We start from the raw sequence: 17,501 nt of genomic DNA on the forward strand, positions 1-17,501 counted from the left end.
GATACTGCGGCGCACATCACACCAGTCATCGCGCCGGGCCGACCCCCACCCTTCCGCGTCAGGCCCCGTCTCGGCGATCGCCGAGCCCCGCGCTTCCCCCGCTCGACCAGGAGAACCACATGCCTCCCACCAAGCGCATCGCCGCACTCGCCATGGGGGTGATGGTCGCCGCGTCGACCGTCCTGACCGTGGTGAACACGACACCGGCAGTCGCCGTGTCCGCGCCCGACAACATCGCGGACCACACCCTCCAGGCCACCCCGCCGATGGTGATCCGTCCCGGTTCGTGGCGGGAGACCAACGAGATCCTGGTCAAGCAGGACGCGGACGCGCTGGTGTCGACCGGCCTGGCTGCCAAGGGCTGGAACGTCGTCGCCATCGACGACGACTGGATGATCAAGGCCAACGGCCAGGACTGGGACGGCACTCAGATCGTGCCCTCCTCCCAGAAGGGCCGCGACCTCGACGGCAACTTCATCGCCTCCCCCAGCAAGTACCCGAACGGCATCAAGTCGCTCATCGAGTACGTGCACGGCAAGGGCCTCAAGTTCGGCATCTACAACGACGCCGGCACCCTGACCTGCGACGGCGGCGCCGGCAGCTACGGACACTTCGCGCAGGACGCGGACTACTTCGCGAGCCTGGGCGTCAACTACATCAAGTCGGACTACTGCTACAACTACGACAACACCTCGAACGGCTGGCCGCTGACCACCGACCACGACGCCGACATCGCGGTCGCCGCCTACCGCGAGTTCGCCGACGGGATCAAGGCGGCGAACACCAAGTACGGCACCAGGATGGTGCTCAACGCCTCCGCGCCGGCCTACTTCAACTGGCACAGCGACGCCACCGGCACCGATGCCTACAAGAAGGTCGTGGCCGGAATGGCCACCAGCGCGCAGGCCTGGCGCGCCGGTGTGGACACCGGTGGCACCTGGACCGCCAGCCTCAGCCAGCTCGAGCAGGGTGAGGGCGCCCGCCAGTTCGCGAAGGCCGGCCACTTCAACGACCTGGACCAGCTCAGCTTCGGCAAGGGCACCATGACCAGGGCGCAGGAGCAGGCCCAGTTCAGCATGTGGGCGATGGTCAACTCCCCGCTGAACATCAAGCTCAAGGGCACCGCTGCGTTCACCGCGAACATCGTGGCCGACGCCGGCAACACCGACGTCATCGCGATCAACCAGGACCGCCTCGGCGTGCAGGGCCGGCGCATCTCCACCAGCACCGACGCCGACGTCTACGCCAAGCCGCTGGCCAACGGCGACTTCGCCGTCACCCTGCTGAACAAGAACACCACCACCGCCAGGACCATCAGCACCACCGGCTCCGCAGTCGGCACCTCCGCCACCGCCCTGACGCTCAAGAACCTGTGGACGAAGGCCACCAGCACCAGCACCGGAACCATCTCCGCGTCCGTTCCCGCCGGCAGCGCCGTCGTCTACCGGATCACGCCGGGCACCACCTTCACCGGCTGGACCAAGGCCCGCAACGCCACCGCGATCAGCGACGGCGACTCGGCCACCGCCGGCTGCTTCGACAACGCCTGCGACAGCTACTCCTCCGACAGACTCGCCGCGGCCGGCGTCGACCGCGGCGAGGTCCTCAGCGTCGGCGGCAGCGCCTTCCAGTGGCCCGGCGTGGGCTCGGGCGAGCTCGACAACATCGTCGCCAAGGGGCAGACCATCAACCACGTGGTCGGCACGAAGCTCGCCTTCCTCGGCTCCTCCAGCGGCGGCGACACCTCCGGCACGCTGACGGTCAACTACACCGACGGGACCAGCAGCACCACCACCCTCGGCTTCCCCAACTGGGTCACCTCGAACCCGACCGCGTTCGGCTGCTCCACCGCCGTCACCACCACCGGCCGCAACAGCCCCACCGGCCCGGACCAGCCCACCACCAACTACGTCGTCTCCTACTGCCCGGTGAGTGTCACGGCGGGCAAGACCATCAAGTCCTTCACCCTTCCCGACAAGCCGGCGCTGCACATCTTCTCCGTGAACGCGAGCTGACAGGTCCGAGGCCCAGACCGGGGCGGCCCGTCCACTGTGACGGGCCGCCCCCGCCTGTCTTTGATCGCAGATCGAATCACCCACCCATGTGATCATTCGATCTGAATAGGCCATTTGGTATTGACGAGATCAGATGGTCTACCTAATGTGGGGTCATGCCTACCGGTTCCGGTGGGCTCGGGCTCTCCGCCTGGATCCTGCACTCGTTCGCCTACCGGCCCGCCACCGAGGAATCCGTACCCTCCGGCACCGCCGCGGCCCTCCTGTGAGTCCGACCGAGCGTGAAGCGACGCTGCGAGGTCAGCGCGGACTCCAGCTCGTCTTCGCTTTCCGCAGCCCGGCTGGTCAACCGCCGGGGCGTGAAGGAGCTTCACATGATCAGCGCCGAGAAGACCACCTGCCCCGCCCGCACTGCCCCCCGGTTCCACCCGACACGACGGACTATGACGGCCGGCTGCGTACTGTCCGCCGAGGCGGCGTCCGTGCCCGTGCTGCGACGGTTCGCGCGTCGGGTCATCCAGGAATGGCAAGTTCCGGAAGGGCTCGACGACGCCGTCGCGCTCATCGTGACGGAGCTTGCCGCCAACGCGGTGCGGCACAGCGGCAGCGCCGACATCGTGCTCATTCTCGCCGCCGGTGGCGGCCGGCTGTCGATACGCGTCCAGGACTCCGGACGGTGGCGCCCTCCGCATCCGCGCCCGACCGACGAGATGCAGTGCGGCGGCCGAGGTCTCGACCTCGTGGACGCCTTCACCACCAGCTGCAGGATCCTGTCGACCGAGAGTGGCACCCAGGTCACGGCGGAGATCGCGATTCTCGGTTGAAACCGCCGGAGACCATGCGCGGATCTCATCGACGGGGAGTGCGACGGCCGCCGGGAAGTACGGGTGACACGAGGGGTAACCATGCTTGCGTGCGATCGACAGACCTGGCTGCTCGCGATCCTTCGCGACCACGGACGCCTCCAGGCGGCCGAGGCCACCGAACGACTCGGCGTCTCGATCGCCACGGTTCGCCGGGACCTGCAGCAGCTCGCACAGCAGGGGCTGCTGGTTCGCACGCGCGGCGGTGCCCTGACGGCCGGCGCCGGGTCCGACCTTGCACTGCGGTTCGGATCCGTGAGCGCGGCCGTCCGGCACCGCCGCATCGCCAGAGCCGTGGCCGAACTGGTGCCGCCAGGATCAGTCGTGGGCCTCAACGGCGGTGCCGCCACCAGGGAGGTGGCCCGTGAACTCGCGATCCGCAGCGGCCTCTCCGCCAGGAGCGGCCGTATCGCGCTGACGGTGGTGACGAACGCTGTCCACATCGCCCAAGAACTGTCGGCCCGTTCCCACGTGAGGATCGCCGTGACGGGAGGCGTGGCCGGGCCCGGCCACGGTGAACTCACCGGGCCCCTCGCCGTCGCGATGCTCCGGGAGGTCGCGCTGGACTTCGCGATCCTCGGCGTGGACGCGGTGGACGGGCGCTTCGGTGCGGAGGCTCACGACGAGAGCAGGGCCGCCACCAGCCGGGCCATGGCCGAACGGGCCGAACGGGTGATCGTGGTCGCCGAGGCCGCCACGCTCGGCCGCCGGGCCGCCGCCGAGGTCTGTCCGGTCGGCCGGATATCGCTGCTGGTCACAGACCGGGACGCCCCCGACGGCATGGTCGATCACCTCACCGCCGGAGGCCTCGACGTGCTGCGCGCGTCAGCTGGCCGGTGAACCAGACCGTTCTGATCGTGAGACGGCCTGCGCATTCTTGCTTGCTTGAGCTACTTTGTACGCACATTTGAGCACAGCAATCCGGGAAATGTGCAGGAGGCACCCAATGAGCCATGTGTCCGACGAGATCGCGAGCCAACCGGAGACCTGGCGCCGAGCGCTGGGACTGAGCCCGAAGGCCCTGCCCGAGAGGGGCGAGCGCGTGGCCGTCATCGGCTGCGGCACCTCCCTCTACATCGCGCAGGCCTACGCTTCGCTGCGCGAGTCGCACGGTCTGGGTGAGACCGACGCCTTCGCGGCCTCCGACTTCCCCGCCGCGCGTCGCTACGACCGGGTGCTGGCGATCAGCCGCTCCGGCACCACGACGGAGGTGCTGACCGCACTTGCGCAGGTGCCCGGCACACCGACGACCGCGATCACCGGCGATCTCGCCACGCCGATCACCACCGCCGCCCGCAGCATCGTCGACCTCTCGTTCGCCGACGAGAAGTCGGTGGTCCAGACCCGCTTCGCCACCACCTGCCTGGCGCTGCTGCGTGGACATCTCGGCCTCGTCCCGGCGGACCTGCCCGAGCAGGCGATGCAGGCCCTGCCACTGCCCGAACGCGCCATCGAAGCAGAGCAGTTCACCTTCCTCGGCAACGGCTGGAGCACCGGCATCGCCCATGAGGCGGCACTCAAGCTACGCGAGGCGTCCGGATCGTGGACCGAGTCGTACCCGGCCATGGAGTACCGGCACGGGCCGATCAGCGTCAGCGGCCCCGGCAGTGTGGTGTGGTTCTTCGGCGAACCGCCCGCCAGCCTGGTCGACCAGGTGCGCGAGACCGGCGCCGCCGTCTCGGTCTCTCCGCTGGACCCGCTCGCCGACCTGGTCCGGGCCCAACGGCTCGCGGTGGAACTGGCCGAGAGCCGTGGACTCGACCCCGATCAGCCACGCAACCTCACCCGCTCGATCATCCTGGCCCGGCCGTGAGCGGCCCGGTCACGAGACCGGCCGACGGATGCGTGATCGCACTCGACGTCGGCGGTACCCAGATCAAGGGCGGCCTGCTCGGCGGGGACGGTACCGTCCTGCACACCGAGCGCTGGCTCACCCGCGCCGGGCACGGGCCCAACGCGCTGATCGACCGGATCCTCGGCTGCGCCGACGAACTGGTAGCGCTCGCCGAGCGCGCCGACCGGCCACCGGCGGCGGCCGGAATCGTGGTACCCGGCATTGTTGACGAGACATCAGGTCTGGCTGTGTACGCGGCCAATCTCGGTTGGCGGGACGTCCCGCTGCCGCAGTGGCTCGCCGAGCACCTGGATCTTCCGGTCGCCTTCGGCCACGACGTCCGTACCGGCGGGCTCGCCGAAGCCCGCCTCGGCGCCGGCCGGGGCTGCGCCGACTTCCTCTTCGTCCCCGTGGGCACCGGAATCGCCGCCGCCGTCGTGGCCGACGGCCGCCCCCTGACCGGTGCCCATGGCGCCGCCGGAGAACTCGGCCACCTGGTGGTACGCCCCGGGGGTGAGCCGTGCAGGTGCGGCGGCCACGGCTGTCTGGAGACCGTCGCCTCGGCCTCCGCCATCGCCCGCCGCTACACCCGGGCAACCGGAGAGCGCGAGGTCACCGCCAAGGAGGTCGGGCACCGCGCCGCTGCGGGTGAGGCGGCAGCCACCAGGATCTGGGGAGAAGCCGTCGAGGCCCTGGCGGACGGGCTGACCGCCACCGTCACCCTCATCAATCCCGAACGCATCGTCATCGGCGGCGGCCTGGCCAAGGCGGGCGAGGCCCTGCTCACCCCGCTCAGAGCCGCGCTGGCCGCGCGGCTGTCCTTCCAGCGCCCGCCCGAGCTCGTTCCCGCCGAGCTCGGCCACGAAGCCGGCTGCCGCGGCGCCGCCCTCCTCGCCCAGGACCTCCTGGACAGCCGGAGCCTCCCGCACAGCAGCGTCCAATACAGCTTGAGCCTCGCCCAGGGCGGCCGCCGATGATCCTCACCGTCACCCTCAACACCGCCGTCGACGTCACCTACCGCCTCCACCGGGTCCACCGCCACGGCAGCAACCGCGTGCGCGAGGTCGCCGAACGCGCCGGCGGCAAGGGCATCAACGTCGCCAGGATCCTCCACGCGATCGGCCACGAGAGCGTGGTCACCGGCCTGGCCGGCGGCGTGACAGGCGCGACGGTCCGGGCCGATCTCGCGGCCTCCGGTCTGCGCGACGAACTGATGACCATCGACGGTCACACCCGCCGCACCGTCGCCGTCGCCGAGGACCGGGACGGCGACACCACCATCTACCTGGAACCCGGCCCTGTCGTCACCCCCGAGGAGTGGGCACGCTTCCTGGTCCGCTACGAGCGACTGCTCGGCGGCGCGGCGGCCGTGGTGCTCTCCGGCAGCCTGCCGACCGGTCTGCCGCACGACGCGTACGGCCTCCTCGTCAGCCTCGCGAAGGCCCGCCGGGTGCCCGCGGTCCTGGACGCCGACGGCGCCGCGCTGCGCGGTGGGCTCCCGGCGGGTCCGGCCCTGGTCAAACCCAACGCCCACGAACTCGCGACCGCCACCGGCACCACCGACCCGCGAGCCGGGGCTCACACACTGCTCGCCCGTGGCGCCCTCGCCGTGGTGGCCTCACTCGGCCCGGACGGCCTGCTCGCCACCACCCCCGAAGGCAGCTGGCAGGCCCGTCCGCCCGGGAAGGTCCACGGGAACCCGACCGGTGCGGGCGACTCCGCCGTCGCGGCTCTGACCGCCGGCCTGGTCGACGACACCCCGTGGCCCGAACGCCTCGGCCAAGCAGTCGCCCTGTCCGCGGCGACCGTGCTCGCCCCGCTCGCCGGAAGCTTCGACCACGCCGCCTACCACCGGATGCTGCCCCTGATCCAGGTGCGACCGCTCGACCCCACCATTCCCCAAGGAGAGTCATGGCCCTCGTAGGCACGGGCGAGATAGTCGCCCCCGCGCTGCTCGCCGGTCGCGGAGTCGGCGCGTTCAACGTCATCCAACTGGAGCACGCCCAGGCCATCGTCGCGGGCGCCGAACGCGCCAAGGCACCGGTGATCCTCCAGATCAGCGAGAACGCCGTCCGCTACCACGGCGGCCTGGAGTCGATCGGCGCGGCCACCCTGGCAGTCGCCCGGGCCGCATGGGTACCGGTCGCCGTCCACCTCGACCACGCGACCTCGCCCGAGCTGATCCGCGAGAGCGTGGAGCTGGGCTTCACCTCGGTCATGTTCGACGCCTCCGCGCTCGCCTACGCGGACAACGTGTGCGCCACCTCCGAGGTCGTCGCCCGCTGCCACGCCGAGGGCATCTGGGTCGAGGCCGAACTCGGCGAGGTGGGCGGCAAGGACGGCGTCCACGCCCCCGGTGCCCGTACCGACCCGGCCGAGGCCGCCGCCTTCGTCGAGAGCACCGGCGTGGACTCGCTCGCCGTGGCCGTCGGCACCTCGCACGCCATGCTGACCCGCGACGCGGTCCTCGACCTCGACCTGATCGCCGCCCTCGCCGAGGCCGTCCCGGTCCCGCTTGTGCTGCACGGTTCCTCGGGGGTGGCCGACGAACACCTGCGGGCAGCCGTCGAACGCGGCATGACCAAGGTGAACATCGCGACCCACCTGAACAAGGCCTTCACCGCGGCGGTCCGCGCACAGCTCGCGTCCGACGACCACCTGGTCGACACCCGGCGCTATCTGGGGGCCGGCCGGGCCGCCGTTGCCGACGAAGTGGCCCGCCTTCTCGGTGTCCTGCGCGCCTGACGGCGGCCCGGACCGGTCGGCTACCCCGAGGGGAATGGCCAGAGAGTTGACCCTTTGATCTAAATACGATCGAATGGTAAAACTTGATCAGGGCGGATCCCGTCTCTGCCATCGAAGGGGAGCACATGGCCATCTCAACCGAGGTCCGTCGCGCGTGGATCGTGAACGCGGTACGAGAACTCGGCACCATGCGCGTGGTGGACCTGGCCGGACACCTCGGTATCCCCGCAGTCACCGTCCGGCGTGACATCGCCGCCCTCGCCAACGAAGGACTGGTGCGCCGCTCGCACGGAGCTGTCTCGCTGCCGGACGGGTCCCGAGCCGACATCCCCGACACCCCCGAACGAGTGATCGGGATGCTGGTGCCCACCGTCGGCTCCTACTTCGACGAGGTGATCGCCGGCGCCCGCGCCGCCATCGCAGAAGCAGGCGCACGACTGGTCCTCGGCATCGCCCCCTACGGGGCGGGGGACGACCGCGTCCAGACCGAGCGGCTGCTGGAGACCGGTGTCGGCGGACTGATGCTCACTCCCAACTGGCTCCCCGACGGATCCCAGGAGGACTTCGGCTGGCTCGACGAACTGCCGGTACCCGCGGTCCTGGTGGAACGCTGGGCCTCCCCCGCCGGCCCCGGCGCCGCACTGGACGCCGTCGGCTCGGACCACCACCACGGCGTCCTGCTCGCGCTGCGCCACCTCGCCTCGCTCGGCCACCGCTCCGTGATGCTGGCCGCCCGTGACGACACCTGGACCTCCCACCAGGTGCGCACGGGCTACACCGAGGCCGTACGACTGCTCGGCCTCGAACCACAGCCGGTCATCGGCATGCAGGCACTCGATCCGGCCCCCGGCCGGGGCAACATCGAGACGCTCGCGGACCGGATCGCCGCCTCGACCGCGTCGGGTGTAAGGGCCGTGCTGGTCCACAACGACCACGACGCCATCCAACTGCCGCCACTCCTGCGCGCCCGCGGCCTTCGGATCCCGGACGAACTCGCCCTGGTCTCCTACGACGACGTGTACGCCGCTCTCGCCGCCCCCGCGCTGACGGCCGTCGCCCCGCCCAAGCGCGCCGTCGGCGCCGCAGCCGCGGAGCTGCTGCTGCGGCGCCTCGACCACGGCTCGTCCCTGCCCGCCCGCCGGATCGGGCTGCTGCCGGGCCTGAAGGTCCGCGGGTCCTGCGGCGGCGAGAGCTGAAGCCGGACGGGAGCTCAGACGCCAGGGCGGTGCGGATCGCCTCATGAGCCAGGAGCGCGCCGGCCCTGCGGAGCCAGCGGGACGCGTGGTCACGGGCCGCCGCCGGGTCTCCGGCGAGCCGGGTGAGAGTCAGGACGTCCTCGTCCGCGGACTCCCCGGCGACGATCGACGCACTGACTCCGGCCCGGTCGGCGCGGCGCACTACCTCCCCCACCACCTTGCCGAGCAGGCTGGTGGCGTCGTACCTGCCCTCGCCGGTGATGACCAGGTCCGCGTCCGCCAGCGCCTCGTCCAGCCCGAGCAACTCGGCGACCGCAGCCGCCCCGGGCGTGACGACGGCGCCCCAGGCGGCCGTCAGGCCGTACGCGGTGCCCCCGGCCGCACCGGCGCCGGGCTGGGCCGGGTCACCGCCGAGCAGCTCGGCGAGCCGGGTCAGTCCCCGTTCGAGCTGCTCGACGTCGGCTGGACCTGCGCCCTTCTGCGGACCGTACACGGCGGCCGCACCCTCCGGGCCGAGCAGGGGATTGCCCACGTCAGTGAGCAGTTGGACGCCATCGCGGGGGGCGGCCCGGAACTCGCCCCGATGGACCCAACGGGCTCGCGGGAGCGCGCCCCCGCCATCGGGCAGGGGGACACCGTCGGCGTCGAGCAGTCGCAGGCCGAGGGCCCCCAGCAGGCCGGCACCGCCGTCGGTGGAGGCGGAACCGCCGAGAGCGACCATCACGCGCCGCGCGCCCTGGTCGAGGGCGGCGGCGATGAGCTCACCGGTGCCCCGAGTGGTGGCGGTGAGCGGGGCGAGTTCCGCCATCAGCGGCAGGCCGCTGACGGTGGCGAGTTCGACCACGGCGGTGCCGTCCGGGAGCAGCGCGTACTCCCCGTCGACGGGACGGCCGTCGGGGCCGGTACAGCCGCCCACCCGGTGCAGGGTAGTTCCCGGGTGGGCGGCCGCGACGGCGGCGAGAGTGCCCTCGCCGCCGTCGGCCATCGGACGCATCATCAGCTGATCGTCCGGTCTGATGGAGCGCCAGCCCTCGGCCAGCGCCCGGGCCGCGTCGGCGGCCGTCACGGTGCCCTTGAATGAGTCAGGGGCGATCACCACCCTCACGGGGCCACCACATGCGCGAGATGACGCTCCATCATGGTGCGCAGGGTCTGCTCGCCGGGCGCCTGCCAGACGTCCTCGTTGAAGATCTCGACCTCGATCCAGCCCGTGTAGCCGGCGGCGGTGACCTGGTCGGTCAGGGACCGGAAGTCGATGTGGCCGTCGCCGACGTGGCCACGGCCGAGCAGGGCGTCGGCGGGCAGCGGCAGCGTCCAGTCGCAGACCTGGTACGAGGCGATCCGCCCACCCGCACCGGCCCGGGCGATTTGCTCGGCCAGCTGCGGATCCCACCAGACGTGGTAGCTGTCGACCACGACACCGACCTGCTCGGCCGGGAACAGCTCGGCCAGGTCGAGGGCCTGGCCGAGGGTGGAGACCACAGCGCGGTCGGCGCAGAACATCGGGTGCAGCGGCTCGATCGCCATCCGGACCCCCAGATCACCGGCGTGCGGGGCCAGTTCGGCCAGCAGAGCGGCCACCCTCGACCGCGCCCCGGGCAGGTCGCGATCCCCGTCGGGCAGCCCGCCGACCACCATCACCAGCGTGTCGGTGCCGAGTTCGGCCGCCTCCTCCAGCGCACGGAGGTTCTCGGCCAGCGCGGCCCGGCGCCCGTCCCGGTCGGTGGCGGTGAGGAACCCGCCCCGGCACAGCGTGCTCACGGCGAGCCCAGCGTCCCGCACCAGCGCCGCGGCCCGCTCGACACCGACCTCGGCGACCTTGTCCCGCCACAGTCCGATCGCAGGGATCCCGGCCTCGACGCAGCCCCGGACGGCCTCGGGCAGGCTCCAGTTCTTGGTGGTGATCTGGTTCAGCGACAGCCGGCTCACGATCCCACCCCCGCGACGGCACGGAACCGGCCCATCCGGTGGGCGGCGAGCTCCGCGTCCGGCAGGATGCCGGCCGGTCCCGCGAGGCGGAACAGCTCGATCAGGTGCGGGACCGAACGCCCGCTCTGCGCCCCGGCGACCATGGTGAAGTGGTCCTGGTGCCCCGCCAGCCAGGCCAGGAAGACGATGCCCGTCTTGTAGTGGAAGGTCGGCGCGGCGAACAGGTGCCGGGCCAGCGGCAGCGTCGGGGCCATCAGCGCGTCGTACCGGCCCAGGTCCCCGGCGTCCAGCGCGCGCAGAGCGGCGGCCGCGACCGGGGCGATCGGGTCGAAGATTCCCAACAAGGCGTGGCTGTACCCGAGTTCGTCGCCGCGGATCAGCTGCGGATAGTTGAAGTCGTCCCCGGTGTACAGGCGCACTCCTTCGGGCAGGGCCCGGCGCAGCGCGACCTCGCGGTCGGCGTCCAGCAGCGACACTTTGATGCCGTCGATCCGGTCCGGGTGCTCACCGATCAGCGCCAGGACGGTGGCGGTGGCCTGGTCGAGGTCGGCCGAGCCCCAGTACCCGGCCAGCGCCGGGTCGAACATCTCGCCGAGCCAGTGCAGGATCACCGGCTGCGCGGACTGCCCGATCAGCTTCCCGTACACCGCGAGGTAGTCCTCCGGGCCACGGGCGGCGGCGGCCAGCGCGCGGCTGGCCATCAGGATCGGCTGCGCACCGGCCGCCTCGACGACGGCGAGCTGCTCCTCGTAGGCGGCCAGGATCTGCGGCAACGACGCGTCCGGAGCGGTCAGTTGGTCGGTGCCGACCCCGCAGGCGAGCCGCCCGCCCACCGCGCGGGCCTCGGCGCCGGAACGGGTGATCAGCTCGCGAGTGGCGGCCCAGTCCAGGCCCATCCCGCGCTGCGCGGTGTCCATCGCGTCGGCGACGCCGAGCCCGAGCGACCAGAGGTGGTGGCGGAATGCGAGGGTGGTGTCCCAGTCGACGGCGGCGGGCGCGCCGGGGGCGTTCTCGCCGCGGGGGTCGGCCACCACGTGGGCGGCGGCGTAGGCGATCCGGCCGGGCGGTGCCGAGGCAGGTTTCGCTGCCGTCTCAGATCGGGGGCGCGGGGGCAGGCACTCGTTGGCCGCCAGGAGGCTCATCGGGTCCATGGCTCAGATCTCCAGCTCCGGGACGCCGAGGCGGCGGCCCTCCGCGGCCGAGCGCAGGCCGAGCTCGGCGAGCTGGACGCCCTTGGCGCCCTCCAGCAGGTCCCAGCGGTACTCGGAGCCGGTGACCACATGACGCAGGAAGAGTTCCCACTGCACCTTGAAGCCGTTGTCGAACTCGCCGTTGTCGGGCACCTGCTGCCACTGGTCGCGGAACGACTCGGTGACCGGCAGGTCGGGGTTCCAGACCGGCTTCGGGGTGGCGGCGCGGTGCTGGAAGCGGCAGTTGCGCAGTCCGGCGACCGCGCTGCCCTCGGTGCCGTCGACCTGGAACTCGACCAGCTCGTCCCGGTCGACGCGGACGGCCCAGGAGGAGTTGATCTGCGCGGTGATGCCGCCGTCGAGCTCGAAGATGCCGTAGGCCGCGTCGTCGGCCGTGGCCGGGTAGGGCTTGCCCTGCTCGTCGACGCGCTCGGGGATGTGGGTGGCGGTGTGGGCGTAGACCGAGCGGATCGGGGCGATGATGCCTTCCAGCACGTACTGCCAGTGCGGGAACATGTCGAGGATCATGCCGCCGCCGTCCTCGGCGCGGTAGTTCCAGGACGGGCGCTGGGCCGCCTGCTGGTCGCCTTCGAAGACCCAGTAGCCGAACTCGCCGCGCACCGACAGGATCCGGCCGAAGAAGCCGCTGTCCACCAGGCGCTTGAGCTTGAGCAGGCCGGGCAGGAAGAGCTTGTCCTGGACCGCGCCGTTGCACACTCCGGCCGCGCGGGCCAGGCGGGCCAATTCCAGGGCGGCGTCGAGGGATTCGGCGGTCGGCTTCTCGGTGTAGATGTGCTTGCCGGCGGCGATGGCCGTGCGGATGGCCTGCTCGCGGGCCGGGGTGACCTGGGCGTCGAAGTAGACCTTGGCGAGGGGGTGGGCGAGCGCGTCGTCGAGCGAGGTGGTCCAGTGCGCCAGGTCGTGCCGTTCGGCCAGCTCCTTGAGCTTGAGCTCGTTGCGGCCGACCAGGATGGGTTCGGGCCACAGGACCTCGCCGTTCTCCAGGGCGAGGCCGCCCTGTTCGCGGATGGCCAGGATCGACCGGACCAGGTGCTGGCGGTAGCCCATCCGGCCGGTGACACCGTTCATGACGATGCCGATCACTGTTCGGGGCATGGGGCTGGTGCTCCTCTTGTCGTAGATGGTGGGCGCTCACCCGGGCGGTGTGGAGTCTCGTCCGGGTCTCAGCGGAGGGTGACGGCCGTTCAGGCGCTGCGGTGGATGTCCTGCGGCAGGACGGGGTGGGCGAAGGGCAGATCGGCGGTGTAGCGGGCGAGTTCGTCCGCCGCTGCGGCGGCCATCCGGTGCAGTTCGCTGCCGAGGGAGCCGGCCGCATGCGGGGTGAGCAGCACGTTCGGCAGGTCGTAGAGCGGTGAGTCGGCGGGCAGCACGTCGGGGGTGGTGACGTCGAGCACGGCGTTGAGGCGGTCTGCCGTCAGTTCCTCGATCAGGGCGTCCTGGTCGATCAGCGAGCCTCGGGAGGTGTTGATCAGCGTGGCGCCGTCCTTCATCAGGGCGAGCCGTCGGCGGTCGATCAGGTGCCGGGTTCCCGGGAGTTCGGGCGCGTGGATGCTGACGACGTCGCTGAGCTCGCAGAGTTCGTCGAGATCGGCTGGCCGGGTGCCGAGGGCGGTGGCCTGCTGGGCGTCCACGTACGGATCGTGCAGCAGGAGGTCCAGGTCGTACGGCCGGAGCAGTTCGATGACGCGGCGGCCGATCCGGGAGGCGCCGACGATGCCGACGATGCGGCGGTAGTTGCCGATGGCCGGGTAGGTCTCGGTCCAGTCGCCGGGGGTGCGGTGCTCCCGGTAGTCGGCGGCCAGCCGGAGGATCTGCTTGTTGGCGAAGAGCACGGCGGCCACGGTGTACTCGGCGACCGGGAGGGCGTTGGCCCAGGCGGCCGAGGTGACCTGGATGCCGCGCTGCCAGCAGGCGTCGGTGATGTGGTGCTTGACCGATCCGGCGGCGTGGATCACCGCGCGCAGGTTCGGGGCGGCGGCCAGGACGTCCTCGTCGATCGGCGGGCAGCCCCAACTGGAGATGATCACCTCGGTGTCGGCGAGCGCGGCGAGCGCCTCGGGTGTGCTGAAGTCGTCGACCACCAGGGCAGGATCGAACCTGGCGAGGTCGCAGAGGCGGCTCATCGTGCGGGGGTCGAGCAGCTGCGGTGCGAGGCGGGTGTGCATGGCGAGCAGCGCTCGGGGCCGTCGGCCGACCGGTGGCGCCGCGGTGGCGGCGCTGGTGGACACGGTCTGCTGGTGAGGCACTCGGTTCTCCAGACGTTCTTCGAAGTGAGCTATCGGCGTGGTCACTTGACGCTGCCGGCGGTGAGTCCGGCCTTCCAGTGCCGTTGGAGGGCGACGAAGGCGATGACCAGCGGGAGAACGGCGAGCAGTGAGCCGGTGACGACCAGCGGGTAGTACTCGGGGAAGGCGTGGGTCTCGGTGTTCCAGCTGTACAGGCCGAGGCTGACCGGAAAGAGCCGGTTGTCGGAGAGCATCACCAGCGGCAGGAAGAAGTTGTTCCAGATCGCGGTGAACTGGAACAGGAACACCGTGACGAAGCCGGGCATCACCATCTTGAGCCCGATCGACCAGAAGGTGCGCAGCTCGCCGGCGCCGTCCATCCGGGCCGCCTCCAGCACCTCCCCGGGGATGTACCCGGCGCAGAACACCCGGGACAGGTAGACCCCGAAGGGGAAGACCAGCGAGGGCAGGAAGACCGCCCAGAAGGTGTTGACGATGCCGATCTCGGACGCGAGCAGGTACATCGGCAGGGCGGTGGCCGTGGTGGGGACCAGGACGCCGACCAGCACCAGCCCGAAGAGCTTCTCCTTGCCGCGGAAGGCGTAGACCTCGAACGCGTAGCCGGCGCAGACGCAGACGAACGCGCAGAGCAGGGCCCCCAGACCCGCGTACAGCAGGGAGTTGAGGTACCAGCGGAAGTAGATGCCGTCGTTGGTGGCGACCAGGTGCTGGAGGTTCTCGCCGAGGTGCCAGCGGTCGGGGGTGAGTGTGTTGCCGACCAGCAGATCGCCGGTGTTCTTGGCGGCGGCGGTGAGCAGCCAGCCCAGCGGCAGCAGGGTGTAGACGGTGGCCAGCACCAGTGCGCCGTTGACCGCGGTCTTGGAGAGCGTCCAGGGGCGGCGGCGTACGGACTGGCGGGGGCGGGTGGGGGACTTCATCGGGTGACCTCCGTTCGTCGGTCGGATCGGCTGCGGCTGATCCGGGTGACGATGAGGGAGAGGGCGGCGGCTACGACGGCGAGCAGGACGGAGGACGCGGCGGCCAGGCCGTAGTCACCGCGTTCGAAGGCGGCCGTGTAGGCATACATGTTGGGGGTCCAGGCACTGGTCACGCCGGGTGCGGTGCCGTGCAGGATCATCGGTTCGGTGAACAGCTGGAGCGAGCCGATCATGGTGAACAGGCCGACCATCGTGAGCGAGGCCCGGATCAGCGGGATCTTGACGCTGAACGCGGTGCGCAGCGGCCCGGCTCCGTCCACCACGGCCGCCTCCAGCACCTCGCGCGGGATGGCCTGCAGCGCGGCGTAGAAGATCACCATGTTGTAGCCGGTCCACTCCCAGGCCGCGATGTTGACCACCGCGGCGAGCGGGTGGCCCAGGATGTCGGCCTGGGTGCCCGCGGCGTTGAGCGCGTCGATGACGGGGCTGATGCCGGGGGTGTAGAGGTACATCCAGATCAGCGCGGCGATGATGCCGGGCACCGCGTGCGGCATGAACAGTGCCAGCTGGAAGAACCGGCGGGCCCGCGCGAGCGTGGAGTCGAGCAGCAGCGCCAGCAGCAGCGAGAAGCCGACCATCACCGGGATGTAGACCAGGCAGTACTGGGCGATGTTCGCGAAGCCGTCCAGGAAGGCGTGGTCGGTCAGCGCCCGGGTGTAGTTGCCGAGCCCGGTGAAGACGCTCGTGCTGCCACCGAAGCCGAGGCCGGAGCGGCGCTCGCTGAACAGGCTCAGGTAGACCGCGTAGCCGATCGGGATCAGCGTGCAGGCGGTGAAGAGGATCAGGAACGGGGCCAGCAGGACGGCGGGGGCCCCGCTCCTCCCGCGCCGCCTGACGGTGACGGCGCGGGAGGACGTGGTGCGGAGGATGTGCCGAGTCACTCGGAGACCTTGAGTCCGCGGTTCTTCATCTCGGCGACGGTGGCCTGCTGGCCGGCGTCGATGGCCGCCTGGATGGTGCCACCCTGGCCCAGCTTGCCGAACGCGTCCTTGACCGAGCTGTTGGTGGCGGCCATGGCCGGCCCCCACTGCCAGTTCGGCTTGATGGACTCGGCTGCGGCGCTGAAGACCGAGTAGATGTCCTGGCCGCCGTAGAAGTCGGTGTTGAAGGCCGCCTTGGCGACCGGCACCAGCGCCGGAGCGGCCGGGAACATCGAGGAGGTGCCGGAGGAGATCCGGGCCTGGATGCCCTCGGGGGTCGTGGTGGCCCACTGAGCGAACTCGAGCGCGGCCTTGGCCTTCTTGCTGTCCTTGGAGACCGCGAAGGTGGTGCCACCGAGCATGCCGCTGGCGGGCTTGCCGTCCCAGGTCGGGACCGGCGCGACGGCCCACTTGCCGGAGGCGTCCGGCACCGTGCCCTTGAGGACGCCGCCGCCCCAGGCTGCGCCGAGGTAGGCGGCGGTCTCGCCCTTCTGCAGCGAGGCGGTCCACTGCTGACTGAACGAGGGCTGGACGCGGACCAGGTCGTCCGACAGCAGCTTCTGCCAGTAGTCGGTGACGCGCTTGGTGTCGTTCCCGTTGAGCTCCACGCGCCAGGTGTCGCTGACGCCGGTGAACCAGTGCGCCCCGTTCTGCCAGGACAGCGCCTCGAAGGTGCTCGGGTCGTCGGGGAAGAAGGTGCCGATGCGGCTGTTGGGGACGGCGTTCTTGAGCTTCTCCGCGTCGGCGCGGTACTCGTCCCAGGTCTTCGGCGGGCTGGTGATGCCGGCCTTCTCGAACAGGTCCTTGCGGTAGAAGAAGGCCTGCGGAGCGGCGTCCAGCGGCAGCGCCCAGCTCTTGCCGCCGAGGGTGGTCAGCTCCACCGACTGCGGCAGGTACTTGGCCTTCAGGTCGGCGTTGAGCAGCTTGGTGATGTCCTGCACGGCGCCCTGGCTGACGAAGTCCGGCAGCTGACCGTACTCGGTGTTGAACAGGTCGGGTGCGTTGCCCGCCTTCACCGCGTTGGAGATCTTCGCGTAGCCGCCGGCGACGCCGGAGGGGATCGACTCGAAGTTGACCTGGACGTTCTTGTGCGAGGCGTTGAACGCGTTCACGACCTCCTGGGTACCCTTCGCCCAGCCCCAGAAGGTGATGGTGACCGGCTGCCCGTCGGCGGCGGGGGTGGCGCTGTCCCCGCCGCCGCTGCCGCAGCCCGCGACGAGCGCGATGGAGAAGGCGGAGGCGGCGACCGCGGTGGCGATGCGGCGGGTTCTGCGGCGGGCGGAAGAGGGGGTGCTGGTCATGGCTCGGCTCCTGAGAAGGGGGCGGGGTGCCGGATCTGCCGATCATCGAGTGGTCGGTCGGCGGGTGTGGCTATCCTGCGACCGCTTTCGATCAGAGTCAAGAGCAGAGGATCACTTGATCTGATGTGATCTGATCGTGACTACATAAAGCAGATGCCGCTGGGCGCCCACCTGCATTCAGGTCACAGATGAGTGTAGGAGGCCGATCATTTGGTCAATAATGCTTGACGAGTGATCTCCCTCTTCCTAGATTCGATCAGCAAC

Annotated in this window: 15 protein-coding genes and 1 pseudogene; 8 read left to right on the forward strand and 8 right to left on the reverse strand. The window is 70.8% G+C overall.

The features are described from left to right. Positions 1–119: 119 nt before the first annotated feature. The 8 genes from ASC99_RS27305 to ASC99_RS27340 all read left to right on the forward strand — a co-directional run bounded on the left by ASC99_RS27305 (position 120) and on the right by ASC99_RS27340 (position 8,653). Positions 120–2,015 (forward strand): glycoside hydrolase family 27 protein, encoded by a 1,896-nt coding sequence (locus ASC99_RS27305; RefSeq protein WP_057236926.1) that lies wholly within the window; start codon positions 120–122, stop codon positions 2,013–2,015. A gap of 374 nt (positions 2,016–2,389) precedes the next feature. Next, a complete protein-coding gene (locus tag ASC99_RS27310) occupies positions 2,390–2,839 on the forward strand; it encodes an ATP-binding protein (RefSeq protein WP_057236928.1) in 450 nt (149 codons plus the stop codon). A gap of 81 nt (positions 2,840–2,920) precedes the next feature. After that, a complete protein-coding gene (locus ASC99_RS27315) occupies positions 2,921–3,718 on the forward strand; it encodes a DeoR/GlpR family DNA-binding transcription regulator (RefSeq protein WP_057236930.1) in 798 nt (265 codons plus the stop codon). Between the two features lie 106 nt (positions 3,719–3,824). Further along, entirely contained in the window at positions 3,825–4,691 is an 867-nt protein-coding gene (locus ASC99_RS27320; protein WP_057236931.1) for an SIS domain-containing protein, read from the forward strand. Positions 4,692–4,723: 32 nt separating this feature from the next. Continuing rightward, positions 4,724–5,689: an ROK family protein gene (locus ASC99_RS27325; protein ID WP_057236933.1), complete on the forward strand. Its 966-nt coding sequence runs from the start codon at positions 4,724–4,726 to the stop codon at positions 5,687–5,689. Continuing rightward, entirely contained in the window at positions 5,686–6,636 is a 951-nt protein-coding gene (locus tag ASC99_RS27330) for a 1-phosphofructokinase family hexose kinase (RefSeq protein ID WP_057236935.1), read from the forward strand. The genes ASC99_RS27325 and ASC99_RS27330 overlap by 4 nt, the downstream gene beginning before the upstream one ends. Beyond that, positions 6,624–7,457: a class II fructose-bisphosphate aldolase gene (locus ASC99_RS27335; protein WP_057236936.1), complete on the forward strand. Its 834-nt coding sequence runs from the start codon at positions 6,624–6,626 to the stop codon at positions 7,455–7,457. The genes ASC99_RS27330 and ASC99_RS27335 overlap by 13 nt, the downstream gene beginning before the upstream one ends. Positions 7,458–7,582: 125 nt before the next feature. Continuing rightward, complete coding sequence (locus ASC99_RS27340; RefSeq protein ID WP_057236938.1) at positions 7,583–8,653, forward strand: substrate-binding domain-containing protein; 1,071 nt, start codon at positions 7,583–7,585, stop codon at positions 8,651–8,653. A 199-nt stretch (positions 8,654–8,852) separates the two neighbouring features. On the opposite strand, the pseudogene ASC99_RS37780 reads toward ASC99_RS27340, so the two are convergent. The 8 genes and pseudogenes from ASC99_RS37780 to ASC99_RS27380 all read right to left on the reverse strand — a co-directional run. Continuing rightward, positions 8,853–9,758, reverse strand: a pseudogene (locus tag ASC99_RS37780) (glycerate kinase); the annotation flags it as partial. Continuing rightward, a complete protein-coding gene (locus ASC99_RS27350; protein ID WP_200948445.1) occupies positions 9,755–10,582 on the reverse strand; it encodes a sugar phosphate isomerase/epimerase in 828 nt (275 codons plus the stop codon). The gene ASC99_RS27350 and the pseudogene ASC99_RS37780, both read right to left, overlap by 4 nt. Continuing rightward, positions 10,579–11,733 (reverse strand): dihydrodipicolinate synthase family protein, encoded by a 1,155-nt coding sequence (locus ASC99_RS27355; RefSeq protein ID WP_235502782.1) that lies wholly within the window; start codon positions 11,731–11,733, stop codon positions 10,579–10,581. The genes ASC99_RS27350 and ASC99_RS27355 overlap by 4 nt, the downstream gene beginning before the upstream one ends. 3 nt (positions 11,734–11,736) lie before the next feature. Further along, on the reverse strand, positions 11,737–12,888 hold the full coding sequence (locus ASC99_RS27360; protein ID WP_057236945.1) for a Gfo/Idh/MocA family protein: 1,152 nt from the start codon (positions 12,886–12,888) through the stop codon (positions 11,737–11,739). A gap of 89 nt (positions 12,889–12,977) precedes the next feature. Continuing rightward, positions 12,978–13,958 (reverse strand): hydroxyacid dehydrogenase, encoded by a 981-nt coding sequence (locus tag ASC99_RS27365; protein WP_057237003.1) that lies wholly within the window; start codon positions 13,956–13,958, stop codon positions 12,978–12,980. Between the two features lie 122 nt (positions 13,959–14,080). After that, entirely contained in the window at positions 14,081–14,956 is an 876-nt protein-coding gene (locus ASC99_RS27370) for a carbohydrate ABC transporter permease (RefSeq protein WP_057236947.1), read from the reverse strand. Then, complete coding sequence (locus ASC99_RS27375) at positions 14,953–15,897, reverse strand: carbohydrate ABC transporter permease (RefSeq protein WP_235502783.1); 945 nt, start codon at positions 15,895–15,897, stop codon at positions 14,953–14,955. The genes ASC99_RS27370 and ASC99_RS27375 overlap by 4 nt, the downstream gene beginning before the upstream one ends. Then, positions 15,894–17,237, reverse strand: a complete 1,344-nt coding sequence (locus ASC99_RS27380) for an ABC transporter substrate-binding protein (RefSeq protein WP_057236949.1) — start codon at positions 17,235–17,237, stop codon at positions 15,894–15,896. Before ASC99_RS27380 ends, ASC99_RS27375 begins: the two co-directional genes overlap by 4 nt. Positions 17,238–17,501: the final 264 nt, after the last annotated feature.

Source organism: Kitasatospora sp. Root107, assembly GCF_001424875.1.
Lineage (GTDB): Bacteria > Actinomycetota > Actinomycetes > Streptomycetales > Streptomycetaceae > Kitasatospora.

What these genes read in the sequence shown, in the direction of transcription:
- ASC99_RS27305 (WP_057236926.1), top strand. Translation starts at nt 120, where the DNA reads ATGCCTCCCACCAAGCGCATCGCCGCACTCGCCATGGGGGTGATGGTC.
- ASC99_RS27310 (WP_057236928.1), top strand. Translation starts at nt 2,390, where the DNA reads ATGATCAGCGCCGAGAAGACCACCTGCCCCGCCCGCACTGCCCCCCGG.
- ASC99_RS27315 (WP_057236930.1), top strand. Translation starts at nt 2,921, where the DNA reads ATGCTTGCGTGCGATCGACAGACCTGGCTGCTCGCGATCCTTCGCGAC.
- ASC99_RS27320 (WP_057236931.1), top strand. Translation starts at nt 3,825, where the DNA reads ATGAGCCATGTGTCCGACGAGATCGCGAGCCAACCGGAGACCTGGCGC.
- ASC99_RS27330 (WP_057236935.1), top strand. Translation starts at nt 5,686, where the DNA reads ATGATCCTCACCGTCACCCTCAACACCGCCGTCGACGTCACCTACCGC.
- ASC99_RS27335 (WP_057236936.1), top strand. Translation starts at nt 6,624, where the DNA reads ATGGCCCTCGTAGGCACGGGCGAGATAGTCGCCCCCGCGCTGCTCGCC.
- ASC99_RS27340 (WP_057236938.1), top strand. Translation starts at nt 7,583, where the DNA reads ATGGCCATCTCAACCGAGGTCCGTCGCGCGTGGATCGTGAACGCGGTA.
- ASC99_RS27355 (WP_235502782.1), bottom strand. Translation starts at nt 11,733, where the DNA reads ATGGACCCGATGAGCCTCCTGGCGGCCAACGAGTGCCTGCCCCCGCGC.
- ASC99_RS27360 (WP_057236945.1), bottom strand. Translation starts at nt 12,888, where the DNA reads ATGCCCCGAACAGTGATCGGCATCGTCATGAACGGTGTCACCGGCCGG.
- ASC99_RS27365 (WP_057237003.1), bottom strand. Translation starts at nt 13,958, where the DNA reads ATGCACACCCGCCTCGCACCGCAGCTGCTCGACCCCCGCACGATGAGC.
- ASC99_RS27370 (WP_057236947.1), bottom strand. Translation starts at nt 14,956, where the DNA reads ATGAAGTCCCCCACCCGCCCCCGCCAGTCCGTACGCCGCCGCCCCTGG.
- ASC99_RS27380 (WP_057236949.1), bottom strand. Translation starts at nt 17,237, where the DNA reads ATGACCAGCACCCCCTCTTCCGCCCGCCGCAGAACCCGCCGCATCGCC.